This is a genomic window from Subtercola sp. Z020 (assembly GCF_002931235.1).
Taxonomy (GTDB): domain Bacteria; phylum Actinomycetota; class Actinomycetes; order Actinomycetales; family Microbacteriaceae; genus Subtercola.
This window is the reverse complement of record NZ_PSTT01000027.1, coordinates 1-23,927: the sequence shown is the minus strand read 5'-3', so window position 1 is coordinate 23,927 and position 23,927 is coordinate 1. Positions and strand designations below refer to the sequence as shown.

General features: G+C 72.5%; 23 protein-coding genes. 17 read left to right on the top strand and 6 right to left on the bottom strand.

The genetic code is table 11. The features are described 5' to 3' along the window. Window positions 1–6: 6 nt before the first annotated feature. From C5B96_RS03435 to C5B96_RS03420, 4 genes are all read left to right on the top strand, one after another. Window positions 7–669 (top strand): hypothetical protein, encoded by a 663-nt coding sequence (locus tag C5B96_RS03435; RefSeq protein WP_104242992.1) that lies wholly within the window; start codon window positions 7–9, stop codon window positions 667–669. Between the two features lie 73 nt (window positions 670–742). Further along, window positions 743–1,225, top strand: coding sequence for a pyridoxamine 5'-phosphate oxidase family protein (locus C5B96_RS03430; protein WP_104242990.1), 483 nt, complete (start codon window positions 743–745; stop codon window positions 1,223–1,225). 54 nt (window positions 1,226–1,279) lie between these two features. Continuing rightward, window positions 1,280–2,515, top strand: a complete 1,236-nt coding sequence (locus C5B96_RS03425; protein ID WP_104242988.1) for an exonuclease SbcCD subunit D — start codon at window positions 1,280–1,282, stop codon at window positions 2,513–2,515. Beyond that, window positions 2,512–5,787 carry an AAA family ATPase gene (locus tag C5B96_RS03420; protein WP_104242986.1) on the top strand — a complete coding sequence of 1,092 codons (3,276 nt, stop codon included), beginning with the start codon at window positions 2,512–2,514 and terminating at the stop codon, window positions 5,785–5,787. Before C5B96_RS03425 ends, C5B96_RS03420 begins: the two co-directional genes overlap by 4 nt. Window positions 5,788–5,815: 28 nt before the next feature. On the opposite strand, the gene C5B96_RS03415 is transcribed toward C5B96_RS03420, so the two are convergent. Together C5B96_RS03415 and C5B96_RS03410 are read right to left on the bottom strand one after the other, a co-directional pair. Further along, a complete protein-coding gene (locus C5B96_RS03415) occupies window positions 5,816–7,450 on the bottom strand; it encodes an AAA family ATPase (RefSeq protein WP_146078069.1) in 1,635 nt (544 codons plus the stop codon). Window positions 7,451–7,542: 92 nt separating this feature from the next. Next, on the bottom strand, window positions 7,543–7,752 hold the full coding sequence (locus tag C5B96_RS03410; protein ID WP_104242982.1) for a hypothetical protein: 210 nt from the start codon (window positions 7,750–7,752) through the stop codon (window positions 7,543–7,545). 152 nt (window positions 7,753–7,904) lie between these two features. Between C5B96_RS03410 and C5B96_RS03405 the strand changes: the two genes are divergently transcribed. The 3 genes from C5B96_RS03405 to C5B96_RS03395 all read left to right on the top strand — a co-directional run bounded on the left by C5B96_RS03405 (window position 7,905) and on the right by C5B96_RS03395 (window position 10,027). After that, window positions 7,905–8,099, top strand: a complete 195-nt coding sequence (locus C5B96_RS03405) for a DUF2795 domain-containing protein (protein ID WP_104242980.1) — start codon at window positions 7,905–7,907, stop codon at window positions 8,097–8,099. Window positions 8,100–8,118: 19 nt separating this feature from the next. Beyond that, window positions 8,119–9,060: a glycosyltransferase gene (locus tag C5B96_RS03400; RefSeq protein ID WP_233188972.1), complete on the top strand. Its 942-nt coding sequence runs from the start codon at window positions 8,119–8,121 to the stop codon at window positions 9,058–9,060. Between the two features lie 115 nt (window positions 9,061–9,175). Continuing rightward, window positions 9,176–10,027 (top strand): sigma-70 family RNA polymerase sigma factor, encoded by an 852-nt coding sequence (locus tag C5B96_RS03395; RefSeq protein ID WP_104242976.1) that lies wholly within the window; start codon window positions 9,176–9,178, stop codon window positions 10,025–10,027. A gap of 24 nt (window positions 10,028–10,051) precedes the next feature. Here C5B96_RS03395 and C5B96_RS03390 read toward each other — a convergent pair whose 3' ends face one another. After that, entirely contained in the window at window positions 10,052–11,035 is a 984-nt protein-coding gene (locus C5B96_RS03390; protein WP_104242974.1) for a glycosyltransferase family 9 protein, read from the bottom strand. Window positions 11,036–11,131: 96 nt separating this feature from the next. On the opposite strand from C5B96_RS03390, the gene C5B96_RS03385 reads away from it, so the two are divergent. From C5B96_RS03385 to C5B96_RS03355, 7 genes are all read left to right on the top strand, one after another. Next, complete coding sequence (locus C5B96_RS03385; protein WP_104242972.1) at window positions 11,132–11,668, top strand: HAD-IIIA family hydrolase; 537 nt, start codon at window positions 11,132–11,134, stop codon at window positions 11,666–11,668. Further along, window positions 11,665–12,885, top strand: a complete 1,221-nt coding sequence (locus C5B96_RS03380) for a glycosyltransferase family 9 protein (protein WP_104242970.1) — start codon at window positions 11,665–11,667, stop codon at window positions 12,883–12,885. Before C5B96_RS03385 ends, C5B96_RS03380 begins: the two co-directional genes overlap by 4 nt. Beyond that, entirely contained in the window at window positions 12,882–13,964 is a 1,083-nt protein-coding gene (locus C5B96_RS03375) for a glycosyltransferase (protein ID WP_104242968.1), read from the top strand. The genes C5B96_RS03380 and C5B96_RS03375 overlap by 4 nt, the downstream gene beginning before the upstream one ends. Beyond that, window positions 13,961–15,214, top strand: a complete 1,254-nt coding sequence (locus C5B96_RS03370; protein ID WP_104242965.1) for a glycosyltransferase — start codon at window positions 13,961–13,963, stop codon at window positions 15,212–15,214. The genes C5B96_RS03375 and C5B96_RS03370 overlap by 4 nt, the downstream gene beginning before the upstream one ends. Next, window positions 15,211–15,912, top strand: coding sequence for an SIS domain-containing protein (locus C5B96_RS03365; protein WP_104242964.1), 702 nt, complete (start codon window positions 15,211–15,213; stop codon window positions 15,910–15,912). The genes C5B96_RS03370 and C5B96_RS03365 overlap by 4 nt, the downstream gene beginning before the upstream one ends. Beyond that, a complete protein-coding gene (gene rfaE2, locus C5B96_RS03360; protein ID WP_104242962.1) occupies window positions 15,909–17,402 on the top strand; it encodes a D-glycero-beta-D-manno-heptose 1-phosphate adenylyltransferase in 1,494 nt (497 codons plus the stop codon). The genes C5B96_RS03365 and rfaE2 (C5B96_RS03360) overlap by 4 nt, the downstream gene beginning before the upstream one ends. 85 nt (window positions 17,403–17,487) lie before the next feature. Beyond that, window positions 17,488–18,192, top strand: a complete 705-nt coding sequence (locus C5B96_RS03355; protein WP_104242960.1) for an SDR family oxidoreductase — start codon at window positions 17,488–17,490, stop codon at window positions 18,190–18,192. Window positions 18,193–18,260: 68 nt separating this feature from the next. On the opposite strand, the gene C5B96_RS03350 is transcribed toward C5B96_RS03355, so the two are convergent. After that, window positions 18,261–19,403 (bottom strand): glycosyltransferase family 9 protein, encoded by a 1,143-nt coding sequence (locus C5B96_RS03350; protein WP_104242958.1) that lies wholly within the window; start codon window positions 19,401–19,403, stop codon window positions 18,261–18,263. A 97-nt stretch (window positions 19,404–19,500) separates the two neighbouring features. Between C5B96_RS03350 and C5B96_RS03345 the strand changes: the two genes are divergently transcribed. Both C5B96_RS03345 and rfaE2 (C5B96_RS03340) read left to right on the top strand, forming a co-directional pair. Beyond that, the gene (locus C5B96_RS03345) at window positions 19,501–20,940 is read left to right on the top strand and encodes an aldehyde dehydrogenase (protein WP_104242956.1); all 1,440 of its coding nucleotides are present in this window, start codon (window positions 19,501–19,503) and stop codon (window positions 20,938–20,940) included. Further along, a complete protein-coding gene (gene rfaE2 / locus C5B96_RS03340; RefSeq protein WP_233188971.1) occupies window positions 20,937–22,406 on the top strand; it encodes a D-glycero-beta-D-manno-heptose 1-phosphate adenylyltransferase in 1,470 nt (489 codons plus the stop codon). The genes C5B96_RS03345 and rfaE2 (C5B96_RS03340) overlap by 4 nt, the downstream gene beginning before the upstream one ends. Window positions 22,407–22,424: 18 nt before the next feature. Here rfaE2 (C5B96_RS03340) and C5B96_RS03335 read toward each other — a convergent pair whose 3' ends face one another. Further along, complete coding sequence (locus C5B96_RS03335) at window positions 22,425–23,375, bottom strand: NADP-dependent oxidoreductase (RefSeq protein ID WP_233188970.1); 951 nt, start codon at window positions 23,373–23,375, stop codon at window positions 22,425–22,427. A 54-nt stretch (window positions 23,376–23,429) separates the two neighbouring features. Here C5B96_RS03335 and C5B96_RS17300 point away from each other — a divergent pair, with 54 nt between their 5' ends. Then, the gene (locus tag C5B96_RS17300; RefSeq protein ID WP_158507110.1) at window positions 23,430–23,567 is read left to right on the top strand and encodes a hypothetical protein; all 138 of its coding nucleotides are present in this window, start codon (window positions 23,430–23,432) and stop codon (window positions 23,565–23,567) included. A gap of 45 nt (window positions 23,568–23,612) precedes the next feature. On the opposite strand, the gene C5B96_RS17295 is transcribed toward C5B96_RS17300, so the two are convergent. After that, on the bottom strand, window positions 23,613–23,927 hold a 315-nt coding region (locus C5B96_RS17295), incomplete at its 5' end, for a hypothetical protein (RefSeq protein WP_158507109.1).

Here is a 23,927-nt window from a genome sequence, read left to right as displayed (position 1 = left end):
TGGGCGATGCCGAAGGGTCAGCGAAGACGCGCTCGGCGCGGCAACAAGGTCACGCCCCGTCGACGGCCCCTCCGATTCCCGATCGACCCGGAGTTCGTCGCCCGCGCCGTCGACGAGGGCGTGCTGATGGCGCGCACCGCCCTCACCATGGCCGCCATGAACCACATCGTGGTGGGAGCGCTCGGCAGCGGGCGCGAATACGAGCCCGGTGAGGTCGCCGGGTTCGTCGAGGGCGAGTTGCGTGCTCTGACGCTCGAGCAGACGGCGATGGCGGCGCACATGCGTCGGCTGATGGTCGAGTTCCCGCCGAGCTTCCGCAAGTCCACGACGATCAGCGACCACCACCTGCTCGTGCAGCGGCGCGTCATCTACTCCGCGCTCGCCTCCGAACTGGAACGGCTGCGCGCCGACCCGGCGTTCGTCGACGCCGCGGTGGAGGCATCCCGGCGGTGGGCGTGGTCGGAACTCGGCCGTGCCATCGAGGCGAGGCTCGACGGCGCGCTGGTCGCGGCATCCGGAGCCCGCTCAGACCCGGAGTACGAGGCGAACCGGGAGAGCCGGATGCGCACCCTCGTCGAGGTGGACCTCGCCGGGCTCGCCGCCCGTACCGGGGAGCCGGAGCCGCGCGTCAAGGGGCTACCGACCGAGAGGGATCCGGCGCAGGCTTGAAGCTCACGACGCGGGGCGATCCACGGTGCCCTCTCCACAGAAGCGCGTGCTCACAGAAACAGGGAGTAACAGGATGACCGACACCACAGAAGGCGTGACGAAAGTCGCCGAGCTGATCAAGGGTTTTCGTTTCGCGATGCTGACGAGCAGGTCGGCAGAGGCGAAGCTCGTCTCCCGCCCGTTCACCGTTCAGGACGTGGAGTTCGACGGCGACCTCTGGTTCATCCTCGCGCGCGACTCACACGAGATCGCCGAGATCACCGCTGATCCCGTCGTGAACGTCTCCTTCTCGTCGAACGACACCTGGGTCAGCCTCTCGGGCCTCGCCGAACAGGTCGACGACGACGCCAAGCTGAAGGAACTGTGGAACCCCGCCGTCGAGGCCTGGTTCCCCGACGGGCCGCAGGACCCCAACATCACCCTGCTGAAGTTCGTCAGCGACAGCGCCGAGTACTGGGACACCCCGGGCGGCCGGGTCGCGACGATCTTCAGCCTCGTCAAGTCGAAGGTGACCGGAACGCCGATGGAAGGCGACAACGGCAAGGTCGAGCTCTAGGCGCACCCGCGCCCCGGGGCCGGAGTGTCGGCGGTCGGGGCTAACGTCGAAGGCATGAAGATTCTGCACACCTCCGACTGGCACATCGGGCGCACGTTCCACACCCACTCGACCCTCGCTCATTTCGAGGTCGTGGCGCGCGCGATGGCCGATGTGGTGCGTGAGAACGGTGTCGACGTCGTGGTCGTCGCGGGCGATGTCTTCGACTCCGCGGTTCCGTCTGCCGAGTCGTACGAGGTGCTGGCCCGGGCGCTGCGGGTGCTGCGGCAGACCGGCGCCCGGGTGGTGCTCACGAGCGGCAACCACGACTCGGCGACGAGGCTCGGCTTCCAGTCGGAGTGGGCGGCCGAGGCGGGGGTGCATGTGCTCACCCGCCACGAGCTCCTGGGCACCCCGGTCACGATCGACGACGGCTTCGGCCCGGTGCACTTCTACGGCATCCCGTATCTCGAGCCGATGCTGATGCGGCACCAGTACCCCGAGGTCGAGCTGCGCACGCACGAGCAGGCGCTCGCCTTCGCCATGGGCCGTGTGCGCGACGATCTCGCGGAGCGGCAGGGTCGGTCGGTGGTGCTCTCGCACTGCTTCGCGGTCGGGGTCGCGGCCGGCGACGTCGAGCGCGACATCACCTCCGGTGGGCTCGACCTCGTGCCCCTCGAGGTCTTCGACGGGCCCGACTACGTGGCCCTCGGCCACATCCATTCGAGGTCGACCCTCAGCGACCGCGTGCGGTATTCAGGGTCGCCGCTGCACTACTCGTTCACCGAGGGCAGCCGTGTGCGTGGCGGCTGGTTGGTCGAACTGGATGCCACGGGCCTCGCCTCGGTCGACTGGGTCGACTTCCCCGTTCCGCGGCCCGTTCGCGAGCTGACGGGCACGCTGGCGGAGCTGCTCGCCGATGAGTCGCTCGCCCCCGTCGAGGGGCACTGGATCAAGGCCATCGTCACCGACACCGTGCGACCCCTCGACGGGATGCGGCAGCTGCAGCAGCGCTTCCCGCACTGTGTCGCGCTCGAATACCGGCCCGCCGTGGTGCACGACGCAGGCACGCAGACCTACGCCGAGCGGCTCGTCGAGAAGACCGACCAGCAGATCGTGGGCGGCTTCGTGGAGTTCGTGCGGAACGGTGCCGGGCCGAGCGACTTCGAACGCCGGCTGGTGGCCGAGACGCTCAGCCGGCTGGATGCCGATGCCGGGGCGGGTGCCGATGGCGGGCCGGGTGTCGATGGCGGGCCGGGGGCCGGGGGCTCCACCGATCGCTCGGCGGGTCTGGCTGCTGCCGCGCGATGAAGATCACAAAGCTCCGGCTGGCGGGGTTCGGCCCGTACAAAGACGAACAGCGTGTCGACTTCGAGCTGTTCGACGACGACGGCATCTTCCTCATCACGGGCAAAACCGGCGCGGGCAAGTCGAGCATCCTCGATGCGATCTGTTTCGCGTTGTACGCGACGGTTCCGCGCTATGACGGCCGCGAATCGCAGCTGCGGAGCGATCATGCCGAGCCGGGTGACCCCACCTTCGTCGAGCTCGAGTTCAGCATCGGCGAGCACGACTACCGGCTCTACCGCACGCCGGAGTACAAGCGGCCGAAGCGCCGCGGAGAGGGCCTGACGACGGCGGCGCCCGAGGCGCGCCTCGAGATCCGCGACGCCGCGGGCGGTGGTTGGCGGGGGCTGGCGGCGAAGCCGGTCGACGTCGGGCGCTACATGAGCGAGATCCTGCCGCTTCGGGCCGACCAGTTCCTGCAGGTGATCCTGCTCGCGCAGAACCGGTTCCAGCAGTTCCTGCTCGCCAAGACCGACGAGCGTCGAACGCTGCTGCGCACCCTGTTCGGTACCGCGCGCTTCGAGGCGTTCGAGAAATCCCTCACTGAACAGAGCAGGGCGCTCAGCCTCAGCGTGACGGAGGTGCGCCAGAACATCCGCCTGCGTGCCGGCCAGGCCGTGGCGCTGGCCGATGCGGCGGTCGCGCGCGGCGCGGGGTTCGAGGGTGCGGGGTACGCGGGTGCGGAGTTCGGCGGTGCGGAGTTCGGCTGTGCGGAGTTCGGCGGTGCTGAGCCCGGCGGTGCGGGGTTCGGCGGTGCTGGTGCGGGTGGTGCCGATTCCGGCGCCCGGGCGACGGCGGTGCCCGAGAATCCGGGGCTGGAGTGGTTCGGGGCGTTGGCCGTGACCGTCGACGATCTCCGACGGGCGGCGGCCGACCGTGCCGCAGAGGCCGCTGGGGTGTTCGAGCGGGCCGACCTCGCGCACACCGCGCAGCTCGACCTGCGGCGGCGGCAGCAGAAGCGCGCCGCGGCCGAGGCGACCCTCGATGCGCTCGTGGCGGAGTCTCCCGCCGTCGACCTCCTGCGGGCCAGCGTCGCCGACGCCGCTCGTGCGGCGCAGGCCTGGCCGCACGTGGAGTCGCGCCGCGCGTCAGAGGCCGAGCTGCAGCGGGCGCTGGGGCACGAGCAGGTGGCGCGCGCCGCGTGGGGGAGCCGGGCCGACGTCAACACTGACGTCGACGCGGATGCGGCCATACACGCCGACGCCGACGCGGTCACACACGCCGACGCCGACGCGGCCACAGACGCCGACGCTGACGCGGCCGCCGCCGCTGACGCCGCCGCCGACGTCGGGTCCGACGCGGAGGCGACTCCCGGCGGCACCGCCACCGCCGCCGCGTTGCGGGCGGTGGTCGAGGGGCTGGTCGCTGAGCGGGCGTCGCTCGAGTCGGTGCTGGTCGACGAGCAGCGGGTGCAGAGACTGCAGGCCGAGCTGACGGAGCTCGCCGCGCGGCGCCATGCGGCGTCGGCGGAGGTGGCCGGGCTCGACGAGCGCCTCCGCGGCGTTCCGGCGCGGCTCGACGAGCTGAACGCCGCCCTCTCGCTCGCGCAGGTCGAGGCCGGCCGGCTGCCGGATGCAGAGAAGGAGCAGCGTTCGATCGCCGAGGCGCTCGCCGCCGCCGCGCGGGCCGACCGGGCCGTCACCCAACTCGACGCGGCTCTGCTGCAGCAGAAGAGTGCCAGCACGGCGCACCTGGCTGCCGCACGCCTCGTCGACGACCTGCTGACCCGGCGCCTGGCGGGCCATGCCGTCGAGCTGGCGGCGGAGCTGCGGCAGGGCGAGCCCTGCGCCGTCTGCGGCTCGACCGAGCATCCAGAACCGGCTGCGAGCGACAGAGAGCCGGTGACCGAGCTCGACACCGACCGTGCCCAGCACGAGCGCGCTGCGCGCCAGGCCGAGCTGGCAGAGGCCGACGCGCGGGTCGCCGAACTCGGCCAGACCCTCGCGGCCGAGCGGGCGGGTGCCCGGGGCCGGAGTGCGGTCGAGCTGCGAGCCGAGGCCGAGGTGGCGGCAGAGGCGGTGCGCGCGGCGACCGCTGCCGCTGCCCGGCAGAAGACGCTCGAGACCGAGCGCAGGGAGGTGACTCGCACGCGCGAGCGTGACGAGCAGCGGTTGGCCGGGCTGCGCGACGAGCTCGACAGTGCCGCTCTCGCCCACACGGCCGCCGAGACGAGCCTCGCCCTCAGTTCCCTGCGGGTACTGGAGATGCGCGCCGGTCACGCCTCGGTGGCGGCGCGCGTCGCCGCGCTCGATGACCGGCTCGCGCTCGCCCGGGCGTTCGAGGAGGCGCTCACCGCGACGGCGAAGCAGCTCGACCGCACCGACCGGGCGCGTGTCGTCGAGGGCGAACAGCTCGCCGTGCTCGGCTTCGACGACGCGCAGGCGGTCGACGCGGCGCTGCTGAGCGAGCGTGAGCGCAGCGCGCGCGAGGCCCGCATCCGCCGCCACGACGATGCGCGGGCCGCGGCCGAGGGGCTGCTCGCCGACCCCGAATTGGCGGGGCTCCCGGGCGACCCGGTCGATGCCGGGCCGACCGAGCTGGCCCGGGCAGAGGCGATCCGGCTGCGCGACGCCGCGGTCGAGCAGCGCAGTACGCTGACCGCCGAGTTGAACCAGCTCACGGTGATCGTCGACAGTGCGCGGGCGCTGTTCACGGCATCCGCCAGCCTGATCGATGAGCAGCAGAAGGTGCGCGAACTCGCCGAGGTCGTCGCGGGGGGCGGGTCGAACACGAGGCGGATGCGACTCGAGACCTACGTGCTGGCCGCCCAGCTCGAACAGATCATCGTCGCGGCCAATCAGCGCCTCACCACCATGACGGGTGGGCGGTACTCGCTCGAACTCGACGACTCCCTGCAGTACCGCAACGCGGAGGCGGGGCTCGGGCTCAGCATCCGCGACGAGCACACCGGTCGCGCCCGGCCGACGCACTCGCTCTCGGGTGGCGAGACCTTCCTCGCGTCGCTCGCGCTCGCGCTCGGCCTGGCCGAGGTCGTGTCGATCCAGACCGGCGGCATCGCCCTCGACACCCTGTTCGTCGACGAGGGATTCGGGTCACTGGATGCCGAGACCCTCGAGATCGCGATGAGCACGCTCGACGGGCTGCGCACGGGCGGGCGCACGATCGGCCTGATCAGCCACGTGGACTCGATGAAGGAGCAGATCTCGGCGAAGCTCCGCGTCACCGTGACGGCCGCCGGCTACAGCGAGATCGAGGAGGTGCGGGAGCGGGTGTGACACCGCCCCGGTCCGTGGCGCGCCCGGGTCAGAGCCCCTTGGCGATGGATGCCGCCGCGGCCAGCCAGGCGCGACGGGTCGCGGGCTGCAGCGAGCTGTGCAGGATGCGGCCGGCCTTCAGCGCAGGGTCGAAGGGCACGATGACGACGTCGCGTACGTAGGGGCGGAAGTCGTCGGCCATGCGCTCGGAGATGTTCTGCTCCTTGGGCTGCCACTCCGAGATGACGACGACCGCGTTCTTCGCCAGCTCGGCCGCCTTCTCGCTGCGTGACTGCACGGCCTGCAGGGTGAGCAGCGCCGCCTGGGCGCGATCCTCCATGGTCGTGGTGGGAACCACGAGCTGGTCGGTGTGGTCGATCATGCGCAGCCAGTTCTCGGCCCGGTCGCTGTTGCCCGAGTCCATCAGGATCAGCCGGTAGTACTTCGCGGCGATGCTGTGCACGATGTCGACCTCTTCGGCCGTCATCTCGTGCGTGCCGGAGGGGTCTTCGTCAGAGCGCAGCACGTCGAACTTGTCGGCCTGCTGGTGGTGCACGAAGCGGGACATCTGGCCGAACTCAGCCCGGGCATCCAACAGATCGTCGGCGTTCTCGAGCACGTCGAGAACGGTCGAATCGTGGTCGCCGCGCTCGGTGCGCCAGCCGAGCGTGCCCATCGTCTCGTTGTTGTCCCAGGCGAGAACGCCGCCGCCACCGCTCCGCGCGAACGCGGCCGCCAGGTTGGCGACGGTGGGGGTCTTGTTGGCCCCGCCCTTGCGGTTGATCACGCTGATGGTGCGGTGGGCCGGGAAGTGCCGGGAGATGGCCTCGATGTCGGTACGCTGCGACTGCTCGCTGCGGCCCGGCTTGAGGTGCAGGCCGAAGTGGTTCAGAAAGCCCTTGAACCCCTGCTCAGCCGGCTCGTCGACCTTCGGAACGGCCAGGAAGGAGGGTGCGTCGAGCAGGTCTTTCTGCGCACGCGCCCGGGTGTCGGCGGCCGGGGAGCTGGGGGAGGGTGTCGCCGCCGAGCGGGCCGGGGTCGATGTCGAGGGAGTAGGCATGGAGGGCTCAGATCGTTCTGGTGACGGCGCCGTCGTGGCGCGGGCTGATGTCGGTGCGGGCAGGGGTGCCGGCACATCGTGTTCTACAGGGTCTTCGATGTCGTCTTCGTCGACGATTGGTTCGGGGGCGACATCGTCGTCGCCCTCGTCCGCGGGTGTGTCGGGGTCGGTGGGTGCTTCGGGGGCTGAGGGCCCGTCAGAGTCGGTGAGCCCGGAGGCCTCATCGAGCCCGTCGGGCCCGGTAGGCTCCTCGACCTCGGCGGGCTCATCGACCTCGGCAGGCTCATCGAACCCGGCAGGCTCATCGAACTCGTCCAGCTCATCGAACTCGTCCGGCCCGTCGAGGTCTTCGGAGGGCGTGAAGCTCTCCTCCTCGATCGAACCGTCAACGCCCGCGAGCAGGATGCTCCGGCCGGTCTCGGCCGTCACCGTGACCCGCACGGGCCGACCGATGCGTTCGGCCTCGGTCTGGATGAGCCCGACCAGCTCCTGCAGGGCGGCGCCGGCCGAATCCGACGTGATGTGCTGCTCTTCCCCGTCGACCCGCAACGTGCCCGAGTTGTCGCCCCGCAGCACTGCCGTGATGAGGGGAATGTCGAGCACTCGACTCTTGTCGATTGCCATATCAGCACCCCGCCTTTGATCAGATGAAACCAGACAACTCGTCCCATCTTAAATGAGGGTGAAGTTTTTTCGGACACACCGCCCAATGGTGCCTATTCGTCGACGTCGGTGTAGGAACCGCTCGACTCTGCGGGGCGCTCCTCCCGGTCGTCGCCCTCGGCGTCGGTGTAGCTGCCGGCGACCTCTTCTTCGGGGTTGAAGTGCGAACCGTCGGGGTCGTGGCCCACAGCGATACCGTCTTCGGTGTTCGGGATGGTGCCGTCGGTGCCCAGGTTGTCGTTGGGGGTGTTCGTATCGCTCATGGTCCCACGGTAGGCCCAACCGTCGCCGGCGGGCAGGGGCTTGCTTTCGACCGGACGCTCTGGATGCTTCGGCGCAACCCCTCTTTGTATCTTCTGCTCCTGCAGACAGGCAACCCCGTCACACGGCGTATCGATGGTGCTGGAATCTCTGCATGAGCGAGACACCGAACCCCATCCAGCTGCAGAAGTACCTCGGCGGAGTCGACTACCCGGCGAGCCGGGATGAGTTGATCGAGACGGCCAGGAAGAACGGTGCCCCCGACGACATCGTCGATGCTCTCACGAACGCGGGCGCCGATTCATTCGACAGCCCGACGGCGGTTTCGAGCGCCGTCTCCGGTTCCTAGCGCCGGAGACGAGCAGCTCGTGGCCGCCACCCTGGGACGCAGCCGGAAGGGCTCCCAGGAGTGGGGCGCGCCGCGCGTGGGCTCGGGTGCCGGGAGCCATGAACTCCACGCCCCTGCGGTCGACGTTCTGATCCCCACCCTCGATCGCGTCACCGAGCTGGCCGTCACCCTCGCCGGCCTCGCCGCGCAGGACGCCCCGGCGTTCCGCGTCGTGATCGGCAGCCAGGCCGCGGGTGCAGCGCCCCTGCAGCAGCCGGGCATCCGGTCGATGATCCGGGTGCTCGAAGCACAGGGGCGCCCGGTGCGGGTTCTCGAGAGCGGCCCGCCCCGCGGAATGGCCGCCCAGCGCCAGTTCTTGCTCGAGCACGCCGTCGCCGAGTTCGTGCTCTACCTCGACGACGATGTCTGGCTGGAGCCGGGGCAGCTGGTCCGGCTGGTCGACGCCATCCGAGTGCTCGACTGCGGCTTCGTCGGTGCGGCCGTGCAGGGGCTCTCGTACCTCGGCGACCACCGCCCGGCCGAGCAGGCGCCGTTCGAACGGTGGGCAGGGGCCGTGCATCCGGAGCACATCCGCCGGGGCTCACCCGGTTTCGAACGCTGGCGGCTGCACAACGCGGCCAACCTCGCGCACATCGCCGCCGGGCTCGCGCTGGCGGACGACGAGTGGGTCGCCTACAAGGTCGCGTGGATCGGCGGCTGCGTGCTCTACCGTCGCTCGGCCCTGCTGGCGGTCGGCGGGTTCGACTTCGGCCCCGATCTGCCCCGGCAGCACGCAGGAGAAGACGTGGCGGCCGAGTGGCGGGTGATGCAGGCGTTCGGCGGAGCCGGCATCCTGCCGAGCGGCGCCGTGCACCTCGAGGCCCCCACGACGTTGCCGAATCGCAGCGTCGACGTCTTCGACCTGCTCTGGCCCGAGCAGCACCGGGCGCGGGCGCCGACGGGCTTCGCCTTGCGCGAATGAGAGAAGAAGACAACCCCTTTTGACACCGATTCCCGAGTGCTGTTCTGTCTGCACCGAAGCGCGGCCCCGCCGCGCGTTCGGCTGAACCGTTCCTCGAGACGCAGATGGGGTGCACATGCCGCCGCTCACCGACCGAACCGAGCGCTGGGCCGAGAAGAAGGCCGCGACCGCCGAGCTGTTCGACGCTGCTCTGGATGCCCGACCGAGCGAGAGGCAGGCGTGCATCGATCGTGTGGTCGTCGACCACCTCGAACTCGCCGACGCTCTGGCTCGCCGCTACAGCCGCCCGGGGTCGCAGCACGAGTTCGACGATCTGCGGCAGGTGGCGCGCGTCGGGCTGATCAAGGCCTCGCACCGGTACGAGTCCGGGAAGGGAGGGGACTTCGTCGCGTTCGCCGTGCCCACGATCACCGGTGAGATCAAGCGGCACCTGCGTGATGTCGGCTGGGTGGTGCGCCCGCCGCGCAGCGTGCAGGAGCTGTGGGCCCGCACGAACGCGCTCGTTCCGCGGTTGGCCCAGAGTCTCGGCCGCATGCCGTCGGTCGGCGAACTCAGCGAGGCGCTGGGGGAGAAGGCGGCCGACGTCGAGCAGGCGCTCGCCGCGCACAACAGCCTGCGCCCCACCTCGCTCGACGCGCCGGCGGCCGACGACGCCGACATCAGCCTGGGTGTCTCGATCGGCGTCGACGACGAACGGTTCGAGCGCATTGACACGCTGCAGGTGCTCTCGTGGGCACTCGGCGCGCTGGCCGAGCGGGAGCGCCGCATCCTGTACCTGCGTTTCTTCGAGGAGAAGACGCAGGCAGAGATCGCGGAGCAGATCGGCATCACCCAGATGCACGTCTCGCGACTGCTCGGCCGGTCGCTCGCGCTGCTCCGCACGCTGCTGAGCGAGTTGCCCGCGTCGGCGCCAGACGGGGTGAGGGTCGCGGTTCTGGATGCCGCGGCGGTGCCGAGCGCGGCCTGACCGCCGGCGGCGGCCCCGACCTCCTCAGCCGCGTGCCGTGCCCGCCCGCCGTGCAGCGCTGTCGGCGAGCAGGGAGCGGCCTGCCGCGAGCACGTCTGCGACCTGCACGGCGAGGATCGCGGGGTCGGGGGCGTCGGCGAAGGCGTCGCCCCTCCGCTGCCGGGCATCCGTCAGCACGACGTGCGGGCCCGAGGCGGGCGGCCCCCACTCTTCGGGTGGAGCAGGGCCGAAGAGCACGACGGAGGGGATTCCGTAGGCCGACGCGAGATGAGCCGCACCGGTGTCGGCCGAGACCACGAGCCGCGCCGACTTCACCACAGCGGCGAACTCGTCGAGCGCCAGGCGGCCCGCCGAGACGCTCTCGGGGCCGAACCCGCCGAGGCGGGCGACCTCCTCGGCGCGCGGCCGCTCGGCCTCGCTGCCCGTGAAGATGATGCGGTGCCCGTCGCCCCGGAGGGCCTCCGCGACCTTCGCGAACCGCTCGGCGGGCCAGCGCCTCGACCCGTAGAACGCGCCGACGTGCACGACGACGGCGTCGTCGACGGGCGCGGGCGGCGTCACGCCCTCGAGCGCCACATCGTCGGGGTCGGCGGGCATCCCGTGCGCCTCGACCAGGCGGGCCCACCGGGCGCGTTCGAGCATGCCGTCGCGCCACTCCGGGCCGCCGAAACCCGCTGTCGAGTGACCGATCGTGTGCCGGGGCTCCAACAGCGCGATCAGCGAGTCACTCTCGGGCCCGCGGCCGTGCAGGTTGATCGCGGTGTCGATGCGGCCGGGCGGCAGGGGGAGCGGGTCGTCGAGCCCGGGGGTGGGCAGCAGGGCATCCACCCCGCCCACCAACCGGGTGACCGGTTCGAGCCAGCCGGGCATCGCGAGCACCAGGCGATGTCCGGGCAGCGCTCGGCGCACGGCGTGGATGGCGGGTACGGCCACCAGCAGATCGCCGAGTTTCAGCGTTCGAAGGAGAAGCACCTCGGGGCGCAGGTCGGCTGTATCGGGGGTCGTCACCCTTCACCACTACACCCTTTCTGCCCCGCAGAGAAGAGGCGACGGCACCGGGCGGCAAGAGGTTTAGCCGGGCAGGAAGGCGGGAACACCGTTGCCATGAACGTTGCAACACCGCCACCGCCACGGGCCGTGCTCTTCGACAGGGACGGCACCCTGGTGGTCGACGTTCCGTACAACGGCGACCCTCGCCGCGTCGAGGTGATGCCTGTCGCGCGCCGCGTGCTCGACGGTCTGCGCTCGGCCGGGGTGCGGGTCGGCGTGGTCACGAACCAGTCCGCGATCGGGCGGGGCCTGATCACGGTGCAGCAGGCGCAGGCGGTCAACGCCGAGATCGAGCGGCAGCTCGGCGATTTCGACGTGTGGGAGATCTGCCCGCACCGCGAAGACGAGGGCTGCGGCTGCCGCAAGCCCCGCCCCGGCATGCTCCTCTCGGCGGCCGCGAAGCTCGGGCTCGCGCCGGGCGACCTCGCCATGGTCGGCGACATCGGTGCCGATGTCGAGGCGGCGCGGGCGGCGGGATCGCGCTCGGTGCTGGTGCCCACGGCCGCGACCCGCGCCGAGGAGATCGACTCGGCCGGCGCGGTCGCCGACGATCTCGAGGGCGCGATGCGTGTTCTGGGGCTGGCGCCGTGACGCGCGTGCTGGTCGCCCGCCTCGACAGCCTCGGCGACGTGCTGGTCGCCGGCCCCTCCGTGCGCGCGATCGCTGCGCGCAGCGATGTCGACGGGGTCTGGATGCTCGTCAGCCCGCAGGGCGCACCGGCCGCCCGTCTGCTGCCGGGCGTCGACCACGTTCTCGTCTGGAACTGCCCCTGGATCACGACGCCGACGTCGGAGGTGACCCCGGAGTCGATCGCCGAGCTGTCGGCGCTCGTCGCTTCGGCCGACCCCGATGCCGCCGTCATCCTCACCTCGTTCCACCAGTCGCCGCTCCCGCTCGCGCTGCTGCTGCGACTGGCGGGCGTGCGTTCGATCACCGGTGCCTCGGTGGACTTCGCCGGCACGCTGCTCGACACGCGGCTGCGCCCTGGTGAAGATCTCGCTGAGGACCAGCCCGAACCGGAGCGGGCGCTGCAGATCGCGGCGGCTGCGGGGTTCGCCCTGCCGCCCGGTGACGACGGTGCGCTGCGGGTCGGTGTCGGCGGGGGAGCACGGGCCGCGGCGCGCGGCCTCCTCGCGCCGCTCGGCGGGCAGCCGTATGTCGTGCTGCATCCGGGCGCGGCGGTCGGGGCGCGGCAGTGGCCCGCCGCGAGGTGCGGCGAGGCGGTCGCGCTACTCGCCGAGCGGGGGGTGAACGTGGTGGTGACGGGAGCGCCCGCCGAGCGGGAGCTGGCGGCGCGGGTGGCGGGGCATCCGGGTGGCGGTACTGCTGACGGCGGTGGCGGTGGCGGTGGCGTTGGTGGTGCCGGGGGTGGTGGTGCCAGCGGCGGCGACGGGGGTGGTGGTGCCAGCGGTGGCGGCGACGGAGGCCGTGGCCGCGGGCGGGTGCTCGACCTCGCGGGTCGGAGCGACGTCGAGACGCTGGCCGCCGTGCTGCAGGGTGCCGCCGCCGTCATCGTCGGCAACACCGGCCCCGCGCATCTCGCCGCCGCCGTCGGAACGCCCGTCGTGAGCCTGTTCTCGCCCGTCGTTCCCGCGGTGCGCTGGGCGCCGTACGGTGTGCCGCTCCGGTTGCTCGGCGACCAGCACTCCCCGTGCCGCGGGAGCAGGGCCAGGGAGTGCCCGGTCGAGGGTCATCCCTGCCTGGCGGGGGTGAGCGCCGACGAGGTGGTCGACGCCTGCCTCGAACTGGCTGCGAGTGCCGGCCGTGACACGGGCGCCGACCGGGTGCGCGCGGGGGTGTTCCGATGAGGGTTCTGCTCTGGCACGTGCACGGCGGCTGGGCCGAGTCGTTCGTGCGCGGCCCGCACCGGTACCTGCTGCCGACGACGGCAGAGGGCGGCCCGTGGGGGCTCGGTCGCGGCGGCCGCGACTGGCCGAACGCGGTCGAGGTGGCGCCCGGCGACCTGTCCGCTGCCGGGGTCGATGTCGTCGTGCTGCAGCGCCCCGACGAGCTGGCCGAGGTCGAACGGCTGCTCGGCAGGCGGCCGGGCCGCGACATCCCGGCCGTCTACGTCGAGCACAACACGCCGAAGGGCGACGTGCCGAACGCGCTGCATCCGCTGGCGGAGCAGAGCGACATCCCGCTCGTGCACGTCACGCACTTCAACGACCTGATGTGGGATTCCGGCCGGGCGCCGACCACCGTGGTCGAGCACGGCGTTCCCGATCCGGGGGCGCTCTACACCGGCGCGCTGGTGCGAACGGCCGTCGTCATCAACGAGCCGGTGCGGCGCTGGCGGGTGACCGGCACCGACCTGCTGCCGCGCTTCGCCGAAGTCGGCCCCGTCGATGTGTTCGGGATGGGAACGGATGCCCTGCCCTCCGCCCTCGCCGCGCACGCGGGCGCCAGCCCCGCCGTCGCCGACCGGTTCCGCATTCTCGGCGACCTGCCTCCGGCCCGACTGCACGCCGCGCTCGCCGAGCGGCGGGTGTACGTCCATCCGTTCCGCTGGACCTCGCTCGGCCTGACGCTGCTCGAAGCGATGCACCTCGGGATGCCGGTGGTCGCGCTTGCGGCGACAGAGGCGACGCTCGCGGTGCCGCCGGAGGCCGGCGCGATCTCGCCCGACGTCGACGCCCTCGTGCGCGCGACGCGGCTGCTGCTCGACGACCCGGAGGAGGCGGCGCGGCGGGGCGCGGCGGCCCGGGGGTTCGCGCTCGCGCACTTTGGTCTCTCGGCGTTCCTCGACCGGTGGAACGGCGTGCTCGCCGAGGCGGTCGAGCGGCACAGCATCCGGAGTCATCGCCGGGAGCGCCCGACGCAGACCCCACCCGCCCGCGCCGGCAGCCCTGCCCGCGCGTTCTCACACGAAGGAGTCGCCCCATGAGGATTTCGATGGTCTCCGAGCACGCCAGCCCGCTCGCGGTGCTCGGCGGGGTGGATGCGGGCGGACAGAACGTGCACGTCGCCGCGCTGTCGACGGCGCTCGCCGCGGCAGGCCACCTCGTCACCGTGTACACCCGCAGGGACGACCCCACGACGCCTGAGCGTGTGCCGCTCGCCCCGGGCGTCGAGGTGGTCAATGTGACGGCGGGCCCGCCCGAACCGATACCCAAAGACCAGCTGCTGCCCTTCATGCCGGCACTCGCGGAGGGGCTCGCTGCGGACTGGCAGCGCAGTCGCCCCGAGATCGTGCACAGTCACTTCTGGATGTCGGGGGTCGCCGCCCTCGACGCCGCCCGTCGGTCGCTGCGACCGGTTCCCGTCGTGCACACGTTCCACGCCCTCGGCGTCGTCAAACGCCGGCACCAGGGTGCGGAGGACACGAGCCCCGCCGAGCGGGAGTTCCTCGAGCCGTGGGTGGGCCGGAGTGCAGACGCGATCATCGCGACCTGCTCCGACGAGGCCTTCGAGTTGAAGACGCTCGGTGTCGACCCCGCCCGCATCTCCGTTGCTCCGTGCGGGGTCGACGTCGAGCACTTCACCCCCGACGGCGAGGCGGAGCAGCGGGGCCGGCCGCACCGCATCATGACCGTCGGCCGCCTGGTGCCGAGAAAGGGGGTCGACCTCGTCATCGAGGCACTCGGCCTTCTGACCGCGACCACCCGCGACGATGTCGAACTGATGATCGTCGGCGGGTCGCTCACTCCGTCGATCGCGGCGAGTGACCCGGAGGTGAAGCGGCTGCTCGACCTGGCAGAGGGGCTCGGTATCGGCGACCGGGTACGCCTCCGCGGGCAGGTGAACCCCGCGGAGATGCCGGCGGTGCTGCGCTCGGCCGACATAGTGGTCTGCGCCCCGTGGTACGAACCGTTCGGCATCGTGCCCCTGGAGGCGATGGCCTGCGGCGTGCCGGTGATCGCCTCGGCGGTCGGGGGTCTCACCGACAGCGTCGTGAACGGCGTGACCGGGCTGCTCGTTCCTCCGCGCGATCCCGACGCGATCGCGGCCGCCGTCGCCGACCTGCTCGCCGACCCGGCGCGCCTCAGGGCCTTCGGCGACGCGGGCCGGGTGCGGGTGCGCGGCCGCTACTCATGGACGCGGGTGGCCGCGGAGACGGCCCGGGTGTACCGGCAGACGATCGCCCGCACCGCCCGGCCCCGGGTCGGCACGTCGCTGACGGGGGCCCTGCGATGACCCTCTCGACCGCGACGACCGCGACGACCGCGACGGCCGCGACCGCGACGACCGCGACGGGGCGCACTGCACCTCGCGACAGCCCGCAGAACGCCGAGCGGCAGGCCGCCCGGTCGGCCGTCGACCTGCACCTCGACTCGCTCGCCCCCACGCTCTCGGCCCTGCAGGAGAACGCCGCCGTGCTGAGCGCGTGGGGCTGCGAGCTCGCCGAGCGGCTGATGGCCGGCGGCCGCCTGCTCACGGCGGGCAACGGCGGTTCGGCCGCCGAAGCGCAACACCTCTCGGCCGAGCTGGTCGGCCGGTTCGACGGCGATCGGCGCCCCTTCTCGGCCATCGCCCTGCACGCCGACACGTCGAGCGTGACAGCGATCGCTAACGACTACGGCTTCGACCAGGTCTACGCCCGCCAGGTTGCGGGCCACGGCCGCCCGGGCGACGTGCTGATGCTGCTGTCGACGAGCGGATCGAGCGCAAACCTGCTGGCGGCCGCTGCCACAGCGCGGCGCCTCGGCCTCACCACCTGGGCCCTCACCGGGCGGGGCCCGAACCCGCTCTGCGAGGCGTGCGACGAGCACATCGCGCTGCCCGGGCCCTCAGCGAACGTGCAGGAGGCGCAGCTCATCGCCCTGCACGCCGTCTGCCGGGCTTTCGACCACACCGTGCGGGCGCGGGATGCCGGGCCGAGGCGACTCTCATGAAGGTCGTGGTCGTGGGAGACGTGCTGCTCGACGTCGACATCGTGGGGCGTGCCGAACGCCTGAGCCCGGATGCGCCCGTTCCGGTGATCGATGTGGAGCAGCGGCGTGTGCGGGCCGGAGGCGCCGGGCTGGTCGCCGAGCTCCTGCAGCGCGACGGATGCGCGGTCGAGCTCGTGACGGTGCTTTCGGCTGACTCCCGCGCCGAGGAACTGCGGAGCGCGCTCGGAACGCTCCGGGTCACGGCGGGCGACTCCGGCGCGCCGACACCGGTGAAGACCCGGCTGCGCGCGGGCGGCCACGCGATCGCACGGTTCGACGACGGCTGCGAGGCGCCGCCGGTGCCGGCCGTCACCGAACGGATGCTCGCGGGCATCCGCTCGGCCGACGCCGTGATCGTGGCCGACTACGGCCGCGGTCTCGCCGGCAACGCTGAGCTGCGCACGACTCTCGCGAAGGTGGCGGCGACCGTTCCCGTGGTGTGGGACCCGCATCCGCGGGGGGCGCAGCCGATCGAGGGTGCGACCGTGGTGACGCCGAACCTCGCCGAGGCCCGGGCGGCGGCCGGAAGCGCGGGCGGGAGTGGGGACGACGCCGCGACAGGCGCTGCTGCGGGCGAGGCGCTCCGCGAACGCTGGGCTGTCGGCGCGGTCGTCGTGACGCTGGGCGCGCTCGGCGCGGTTCTGGCCGATGGTGGGTCGCCGGCAGGTTATGGGCCACAGGCTGAGCGCCGTGGCGATCTGCGACCCCGGGTCTTCGCCGCCCCCTCCGTCACCGTCGCAGACCCGTGCGGTGCGGGCGACCGGTTCGCTGCGACGCTCGCGCGGGAACTCGGCGCGGGCACCCCTCTCGACGGGGCCGTGGGCCGGGCGGTCACCGAGGCTGCCGAATTCCTCTCCGCAGGGGGCGTGGCTCGGCGGCTGCCCCGCGAGGCGGCACGGCTGCCCCGTGAGGGTGAGATTCCAGTCGCGCCAGCCGCCCGTCTCTCGCCGGTCGGCGCACCCGACGCGGCCGCCCGCCGCGGCACGGTCACCGCCCTCGAGACAGCGCTCGCCGTCGCGCAGAAGACCCGGGATGCCGGGGGCACCGTCGTGGCCACCGGAGGCTGCTTCGACATTCTGCACGCGGGCCACGCCCGCACGCTCCGCGCTGCGCGGGCGTTCGGCGACTGCCTCATCGTCTGCCTGAACTCCGACGAGTCCGTCGCGCGGCTGAAGGGCCCCGAGCGGCCGATCCAGAGCCAGGAGGACCGGGCTGAGCTGCTGCTCTCGCTCGGCGTCGTCGACGCCGTGATGGTCTTCGGTGAAGACACCCCGGAGCGCGTGCTCGCCACCCTCCGGCCCGACGTCTGGGTCAAGGGCGGCGACTACTCCGTCGACGAGCTGCCCGAGTCCCGGCTGCTGTCGCGCTGGGGCGGCCGCACCGTGACCGTGCCGTTCCACCCGGGGCGCTCGACGACGAAACTCGCCCACGCCCTCGCGCGCGTCTCGTGAGCGCGCGCATCCCGCGACCCACCTCCCCGAAAGCCGCTTCACCCGAAACCCGCGCCACCCGAACCCCCACCCGAAAGGCATCTCCATGGCTGACCTCACCACCCGTACCATCGGCACCGTGCTCATCACCGGGGGTGGTTCCGGGCTGGGGGCCGCCGTCGCCCGGGAGGTGGCCGACGCCGGAGGGCGTCCGATCATCCTCGACCTCGATGTGAGCCGCGTCCGGCAGTTCGAGGCGCACGAGGTGAACGTCGCCGACACACGAGCAGCGGAGGAGGCGGTGCGCCGCATCGCCGACGAGGCCGGCGGTCTCGACGCGGTCGTCACGGCGGCCGGCATCGACCGGTGCGGCCGCCTCGACGCGGTCGACGCGGTGGAATGGGAACGGGTGATCGCCGTCAACCTGCTCGGCACGGTCGCCGTCGTGCGGGCGAGCCTGCCGTACCTGTCACGCTCGCACGGCCGGGTCGTCACCGTGGCGTCGTCTCTGGCGCTCAAGGCGGTGAGCGACGCGACGGCCTACTGTGCCTCGAAGTTCGGCGTGCTCGGGTTCTCGCGTGCGCTCGCCGCCGAGACGAAGGGGCAGATCGGCGTCACCACGCTCATCCCGTCGGGCATGAAGACCCGCTTCTTCGACGACCGCGACGAGCAGTACAAGCCGCACGACGACTCGCGCCTGAACGACCCCGAGAACGTCGCCAGGGCGGCCCTCTTCGCGCTCGGCCAGCCCGCGACCAGCGAGGTGCGGGAACTCCTCATCTGCCACGCCGAAGAGGACTCCTGGCCCTGATCGGCGCCCAAGCCGGGCCCTCGCCCGGCGCACGCCGGGCCTGCGCCGCTCCCGCGCCGGAGTCCGGGTCAGTCGCCGAGCAGCTCGCAGACATCCCCGTACACCGCGTCGACACCGATGTCGGCGACGAACGAGACATCGTGTTCGCAGCGCTCCGCGGTCCAGCCGACCTGGGTGCTGTCGCGGCCGCAGACGGGGCAGTGCGTGGTCCACGACAGCTCGACGCGGTGGTTCGCCCGGCCCAGGGGGCCGGCGTTGATCAGGTTGCCCGCCCAGAACACCCCGACGGTCTTCGTCCCGACCGCCAGCGCGAGGTGGCGCGGGCCGCTGTCGTTGCCGAGAACGACGTCGGCCACTTCGAGCAGCCCGACGAGGGTGCCGAGGTCGAGTTCCCCGGCGAGCGACGAGACACGGGATGCCGCGGCGGTACCGACGCGCTCGCGGGTCGCTGTGACGACCGATGCCGCCAGCTCGCGATCCGACGCGTCGCCCACCACCACGACCTGGCGGCCGTTGGAGGCGAGGCGCGCGGCGACCTCCGCGAAGGAGGCGCACGGCCAGCGCCGACGGGGGTCCGTCGCACCGGGGTGCAGCACCACGAGCCCGTGGCGGCGCTCGTCGAGGTGGCGGTCGGCGGCATCCCGCTCGTGGGGGAGAACGGGGATGCTCGGCTCGAGCGTCACCGGGGCCGCGCCGGCGAGGCCGGCCACCTCGAGAAAACGCGCCACCTCGTGCTGGTAGTAGAGGTACGGGAGGGTGCGCTCGAGCTGTGGTGCGTCCGGCGTCGCCAGGCCGATCGAGTGGCGGGCCCCGAGCCCCAGCACGAAGGGGTTGGAGTTGCGGCCCCCGCCGTGCAGCTGCGCCACCAGGTCGATGTTCCGGGCGCGCATCCGCTCGGCGAAGTCGGCCGCGGCCGCCGGGTCCGCCGCCGAGCCGGCTGGGAGGTGCACTCCCGAGACGTGGGGCAGCAGTTCCACCCGGGAGACCGGGCCGGGCCGGCCGTCGAGCAGCGCGCGGGCGAGGGGAGTGCCCAGCAGGGTGATGGATGCGGCCGGGTAGGCGTTGGCCAGGGCATCCAGTGCCGGCAGGGCGAAGAGCAGGTCGCCGAGACCGCCGCCCCGGAGAACCGCGATGCGCTCGACCCCCTCGAACGGTTCGGCGAGCGGGGCGATGGTCGGGGTGGCCCGGCGGGCCGGGAGCGGGGTGGTCATCGGTCTCCTCGTGCTGTCTCCTCCTTCTGTGCCCACCGGCCGGTGCGGCGAAACCTCGCGAGGTGTACGCCGGGCTCGAAGTGGGTACGGCAGGGTCATGACGGAACCTGCACCCGAGACGCTCACCATCACCGATCCGCGCGACGGTCGACCGGTCGGCGTGGTCGAGGTCGCGACGAACGAGCAGATCGCCCTGGCAGCGGCGGCGGCGAAGCGGGCGTTCGCGGGCTGGTCCCGCACGGCCCCTGCAGAGCGCGGCCTGGCGCTCCGCCGGGCGGCAGGGCTGCTCGCCGAGGGTCGCGAGCAGGTCGCAGAGCTCAACACCCGTGAGACGGGCAAGCCGCTTGCGGAGGCGCTCGGCGGCGTCGATGCGGCGGTCGACACGCTGCTGCAGTACTCCGAGCTCGCCCCCGTGCACCGCGGGCGGAGCCTGAACGGCCCACGCACCGCCGTCGACTACACCGTGGCCGAACCCCGCGGGGTCATCGCCGTCGTCACCCCGTGGAACGACCCCGTCGCGGTGGCCTGCGGGCTGATCGGCGCCGCGCTGGCGACGGGCAACACGGTGGTGCACAAGCCGAGCGAGCGCTGCCCGCACGTCGGCCTGCTGCTCGGTGAGCTGCTCGCCCCGGCCTTCCCCGACGGCGTGCTGGCGACGATCAGCGGGGAGGGCGGGGTCGGCGCCCGCCTGCTCGCCCAGCCGGAGACGGCGGCGGTGGCGCACGTCGGATCGTCGGAGGCGGGTGCGCGCATCGCCCGCGCTGCCGCGCTGACCGGCATCCATGTCATCCGTGAGAACGGGGGCAACGACGCTCTGATCGTCGACGAGGGTGTCGACCCGGAGTGGGCGGCGGGGCAGGCGGCCCTCGGCGCCTTCGCCAACGCCGGGCAGATCTGCACCTCGGTCGAGCGGATCTTCGTGCACGCGGGCATCTCCGGTGCGTTCATCCAGAGCCTCGTCGACCAGGCCAGGGAGCTGAACGGATCGGGTCGGCTCGCACCCCTGGTCGATGAGCGGATGCGCGCTGCCGTCGCCGAACAGGTCGAGGAATCGGTCGCCGAGGGGGCCCGCATTCTCGAGGGCGGCGTTCTGCCCGAGGGCCCGGGGTCGTTCTACCCGGCGACCGTGCTGGTCGACTGCGAACCGTTCATGCCGCTGATGAGCAGGGAGACCTTCGGGCCGGTCGCACCGGTCCGGGTCGTGAGGAGCTTCGACGAGGCGCTGCGGCTGGCCGCCGACGACGACTACGGCCTCGCGGCGACGGTGCTGACGGCGTCGATGGAGCACGCGCACCGCGCGACGGCGGAGCTGCCGGTCGGAACCGTGAAGGTGAATGCCGTGTTCGGCGGGGCGCCGGGTGGTTCGGCCGAACCCCGCGCGGGCAGCGGATCGGGGTTCGGCTACGGGCCCGAGCTGCTCGACGAGATGACGCTCGTGAAGGTGGTGCACCTGGGGCTGCCGGTGCTGCCGGCGATGCCTGAGCTGGCGTCGGTGCCGGTGCTGCCGGCGCCTGACGACGCGGGGGCTCCGGCATGATCACCGCCGAGCTGGTGCGCCAGGTCGTCGAGCGGCATCCGCTCGTGACGGTCATCGGCGACGTCATGCTCGACGGCTGGTTCCGGGGCGACGCACCGCGGATGTCGCGCGAGGCTCCCGTGCCCGTCGTCGAGGTCTCCGAACGGCACTATGCAGCCGGCGGGGCGGCGAACACCGCGCTGAACCTGGCCGCCCTCGGTGCGCGGGTGCGTCTCGTCGGCCTCGTCGGAACGGATGCTGCGGCCGACCGGCTGCTCGCCCTCCTCACGGAGGCGGGCGTCGATGTCACCCCCGTGGTGCGCTTCGGCGGCGCGGCCACAGCGGCGAAGACCCGCATCGTGAGCGGAGACCAGGTGATCGTGCGGCTCGACGAGATACCGCACGCCCCCTCTCCGGCCGCGGTGCTGGCCGAGGTCGCGGCGGCCGCACTCGCCTCGGGCCGGGGCGCCGACGCCGAGATCGTCTGCGACTACGGCCTCGGCGCCGTCTCGCGGCCGGTGCGCGAGGCACTCGAGGCACGCGCCGAGCGACCGGGGTTCTCGGTCGTCGACGCGCACGACGCGGCGGCGTGGCGGCGGTTCGCGGCCGACCTCGTCACACCGAACGGACGGGAGACGGCGCTGCTGCTCGGCACCGAACTCCGGCCAGACGCCGACAGGGCCGCGATCGTCGAGCGGCGGGCGGGCGATGTGCTCGCGCGCTCCGGGGCGGCGGCGGCGGTCGTCACCCTCGACCGCGACGGAACACTGGTCGTGACCCCGGAGGGTGTTCTGCACCGAACGCAGGCCAGGCCGGTGGCCGAGCGCCAGGCATCCGGGGCCGGCGACACCTTCGTGGCGGCGCTGACACTCGCGCGCATCGCTGGGTTGCCGCTCGATGTCGCTGCGAGCTTCGGGCAGGCGGCGGCCGACGTGGTGGTTCAGCACGACGGCACGACGGTGTGCACGCCGGGGGAGCTCCTCCGCGGGCTGGCCGAGGCACCCGACGTGATCGGTCGCGACGCCCTGCTCGCCGCGGTCGCCGAGGCCCGGGCTGCAGGATGCCGTGTGGTCTTCACGAACGGATGTTTCGACGTTCTGCACCGCGGTCACACCACCTACCTTCGACAGGCCCGGGCTCTGGGTGATCTGCTCGTGGTCGCGGTGAACAGCGACGCCTCGGCGCGGCGGCTGAAGGGCCCCGGTCGACCGATCAACGCGGAGGGCGACCGTGCGGCCGTGCTCGCCTCGCTCGGGTTCGTCGACTACGTGACGGTGTTCGATGAAGACACTCCGAGCGCGCTCATCGAGGCGCTGCGCCCCGACATCTACGCGAAGGGCGGGGACTACAGCGCCGAGATGCTCGAAGAGTCGGAGGTCGTGCGCTCCGCCGGGGGAGAGGTGCGCATCCTCGGCTACGTGGCGGAGCACTCGACCTCAGAACTCGTGAGCCGCATCCGCGGGGCGGGTGCGCCGGCGCCCGGCTGAGGCGCCAGCGCAGACGGCTCAGGGGATCAGCGCCAGCTTGCCACCCGGGTGCTGCCCCTGCAGAAACTCCAGCGCCTCGCGCGCCTCGTCGAGCGGCCAGGTGCGCGCCATCGGCACCACCAGCCGACCGTCCCCGGCCAGCCCGATGAGGTGGGCCCGCACACCGTCGCGGAACGCCGCACTGGCCGGCATCGCGCCGGCGATCACGAGGAAACCGTCGGCCTTCGCCCGCCCCGGCGCCGCGATCGTCACGATGCGCTGCCGATCATCCACCAGCGCCAACGACACGTCGACCGCCTCATCGGTGCCGACCGCATCGAGCGCCACGTCGATCCCGCCCGGCGCGGCCTCGCGCACCCGCGCTTCGAGGCCGTCTCCGTAGGCCACCGGATGCCCGCCGAAGCGCCGCACGACGTCGAAGCTCGACTCGCCCGCCGTGCCGATCACCGTGGCGCCGAGGAGGGCCGCCTGTTGCAGCACGCTCACGCCGACGGCTCCGGATGCACCGTGCAGCAGCACGGTGTCGCCCTCCTTCACCCCGGTCACGTGGAGCATCTCGGCCGCTGTCGACCCGGCGAGCAGCAGGTTCGCGGCCTCGGGGAAGCCGAGCGACGCGGGCTTGGCGAACACATCCTTCGCCGGGACCGTGAGGGCGCTGGCGTACCCGCCGGCGACGCGGAACGCCAGCACCTCGTCGCCCACAGCCCCACCCCCCGAGGCGATCTCGGTGTCGGGCCCGAGAGCGCGGATCACCCCCGACACCTCGTAGCCCACCCGCACCGGAAGATCGGCAGGGTTCGAGCCCGACGCGACGTGCTTGTAGTCGGCGGGGTTCATGCCCGCGGCGCGCACCTCGATCGTCACCTCACCCGGGCCGGGCGGCGCGACGGTCGCCGGCACCTCCTCGAACACGTCGAGTCCACCGAATGCGGTGGCGATCCATCTGCGGTCTTCGTGCGTATCAGCCATGCACTCCATTGAACACCCGGGGTGGCGTTCGAACACCCGGGGTAGCGTTGTGGCATGACCGATTCGAACGCAGACCCGTTCCACGACTTCTCCCTGCCGCAAGACGCCGACCTCGTGTCGTCGCCCACGCCCAACTCCGAGGGCGACGACGACGCCGAGCTCGACGACGACCCCCTGGGCAGCGACGACTGATCCGGCGCCTCGTTTCCGGGGTCCCGATCACCGATCGGGTGCGCGTCAGAAGCCGACGGCCGAGATGACGCCCGTATAGAGAAAGCCCGTGAGCACGCTCACGAGGCTTGCGGCCCCGAGCGCCGTTCCGGCGCCGGCAGCCCCGCGCGGCGCCCCCGGCCGCAGCAACGCGATCACCCCGAGCGCGATCGTCGCCAGCGCGATCACGATGGCGAGAATCGCGTGCCCCAGCGCGAAGGTCGCCAGGAGCTCGTACATCCGCTGCCCCGTCGCCACCGCCTGCACCAGCGTGAACAGAACGTTGAACACGATCCCCACCACGCCCACCACGAGCGCCACCACCCCCAGCGGGTTCCGCCC

What these genes read in the sequence shown, in the direction of transcription:
- rfaE2 (WP_233188971.1), top strand. Translation starts at nt 20,937, where the DNA reads ATGATCACCGCCGAGCTGGTGCGCCAGGTCGTCGAGCGGCATCCGCTC.
- C5B96_RS03430 (WP_104242990.1), top strand. Translation starts at nt 743, where the DNA reads ATGACCGACACCACAGAAGGCGTGACGAAAGTCGCCGAGCTGATCAAG.
- C5B96_RS03410 (WP_104242982.1), bottom strand. Translation starts at nt 7,752, where the DNA reads ATGAGCGATACGAACACCCCCAACGACAACCTGGGCACCGACGGCACC.
- C5B96_RS03425 (WP_104242988.1), top strand. Translation starts at nt 1,280, where the DNA reads ATGAAGATTCTGCACACCTCCGACTGGCACATCGGGCGCACGTTCCAC.
- C5B96_RS03355 (WP_104242960.1), top strand. Translation starts at nt 17,488, where the DNA reads ATGGCTGACCTCACCACCCGTACCATCGGCACCGTGCTCATCACCGGG.
- C5B96_RS03345 (WP_104242956.1), top strand. Translation starts at nt 19,501, where the DNA reads ATGACGGAACCTGCACCCGAGACGCTCACCATCACCGATCCGCGCGAC.
- C5B96_RS03350 (WP_104242958.1), bottom strand. Translation starts at nt 19,403, where the DNA reads ATGACCACCCCGCTCCCGGCCCGCCGGGCCACCCCGACCATCGCCCCG.
- C5B96_RS17300 (WP_158507110.1), top strand. Translation starts at nt 23,430, where the DNA reads ATGACCGATTCGAACGCAGACCCGTTCCACGACTTCTCCCTGCCGCAA.
- C5B96_RS03375 (WP_104242968.1), top strand. Translation starts at nt 12,882, where the DNA reads ATGAGGGTTCTGCTCTGGCACGTGCACGGCGGCTGGGCCGAGTCGTTC.
- C5B96_RS03370 (WP_104242965.1), top strand. Translation starts at nt 13,961, where the DNA reads ATGAGGATTTCGATGGTCTCCGAGCACGCCAGCCCGCTCGCGGTGCTC.
- C5B96_RS03365 (WP_104242964.1), top strand. Translation starts at nt 15,211, where the DNA reads ATGACCCTCTCGACCGCGACGACCGCGACGACCGCGACGGCCGCGACC.
- C5B96_RS03385 (WP_104242972.1), top strand. Translation starts at nt 11,132, where the DNA reads ATGAACGTTGCAACACCGCCACCGCCACGGGCCGTGCTCTTCGACAGG.
- C5B96_RS03335 (WP_233188970.1), bottom strand. Translation starts at nt 23,375, where the DNA reads ATGGCTGATACGCACGAAGACCGCAGATGGATCGCCACCGCATTCGGT.
- rfaE2 (WP_104242962.1), top strand. Translation starts at nt 15,909, where the DNA reads ATGAAGGTCGTGGTCGTGGGAGACGTGCTGCTCGACGTCGACATCGTG.
- C5B96_RS03415 (WP_146078069.1), bottom strand. Translation starts at nt 7,450, where the DNA reads ATGGCAATCGACAAGAGTCGAGTGCTCGACATTCCCCTCATCACGGCA.
- C5B96_RS03395 (WP_104242976.1), top strand. Translation starts at nt 9,176, where the DNA reads ATGCCGCCGCTCACCGACCGAACCGAGCGCTGGGCCGAGAAGAAGGCC.
- C5B96_RS03435 (WP_104242992.1), top strand. Translation starts at nt 7, where the DNA reads ATGCCGAAGGGTCAGCGAAGACGCGCTCGGCGCGGCAACAAGGTCACG.
- C5B96_RS03405 (WP_104242980.1), top strand. Translation starts at nt 7,905, where the DNA reads ATGAGCGAGACACCGAACCCCATCCAGCTGCAGAAGTACCTCGGCGGA.
- C5B96_RS03420 (WP_104242986.1), top strand. Translation starts at nt 2,512, where the DNA reads ATGAAGATCACAAAGCTCCGGCTGGCGGGGTTCGGCCCGTACAAAGAC.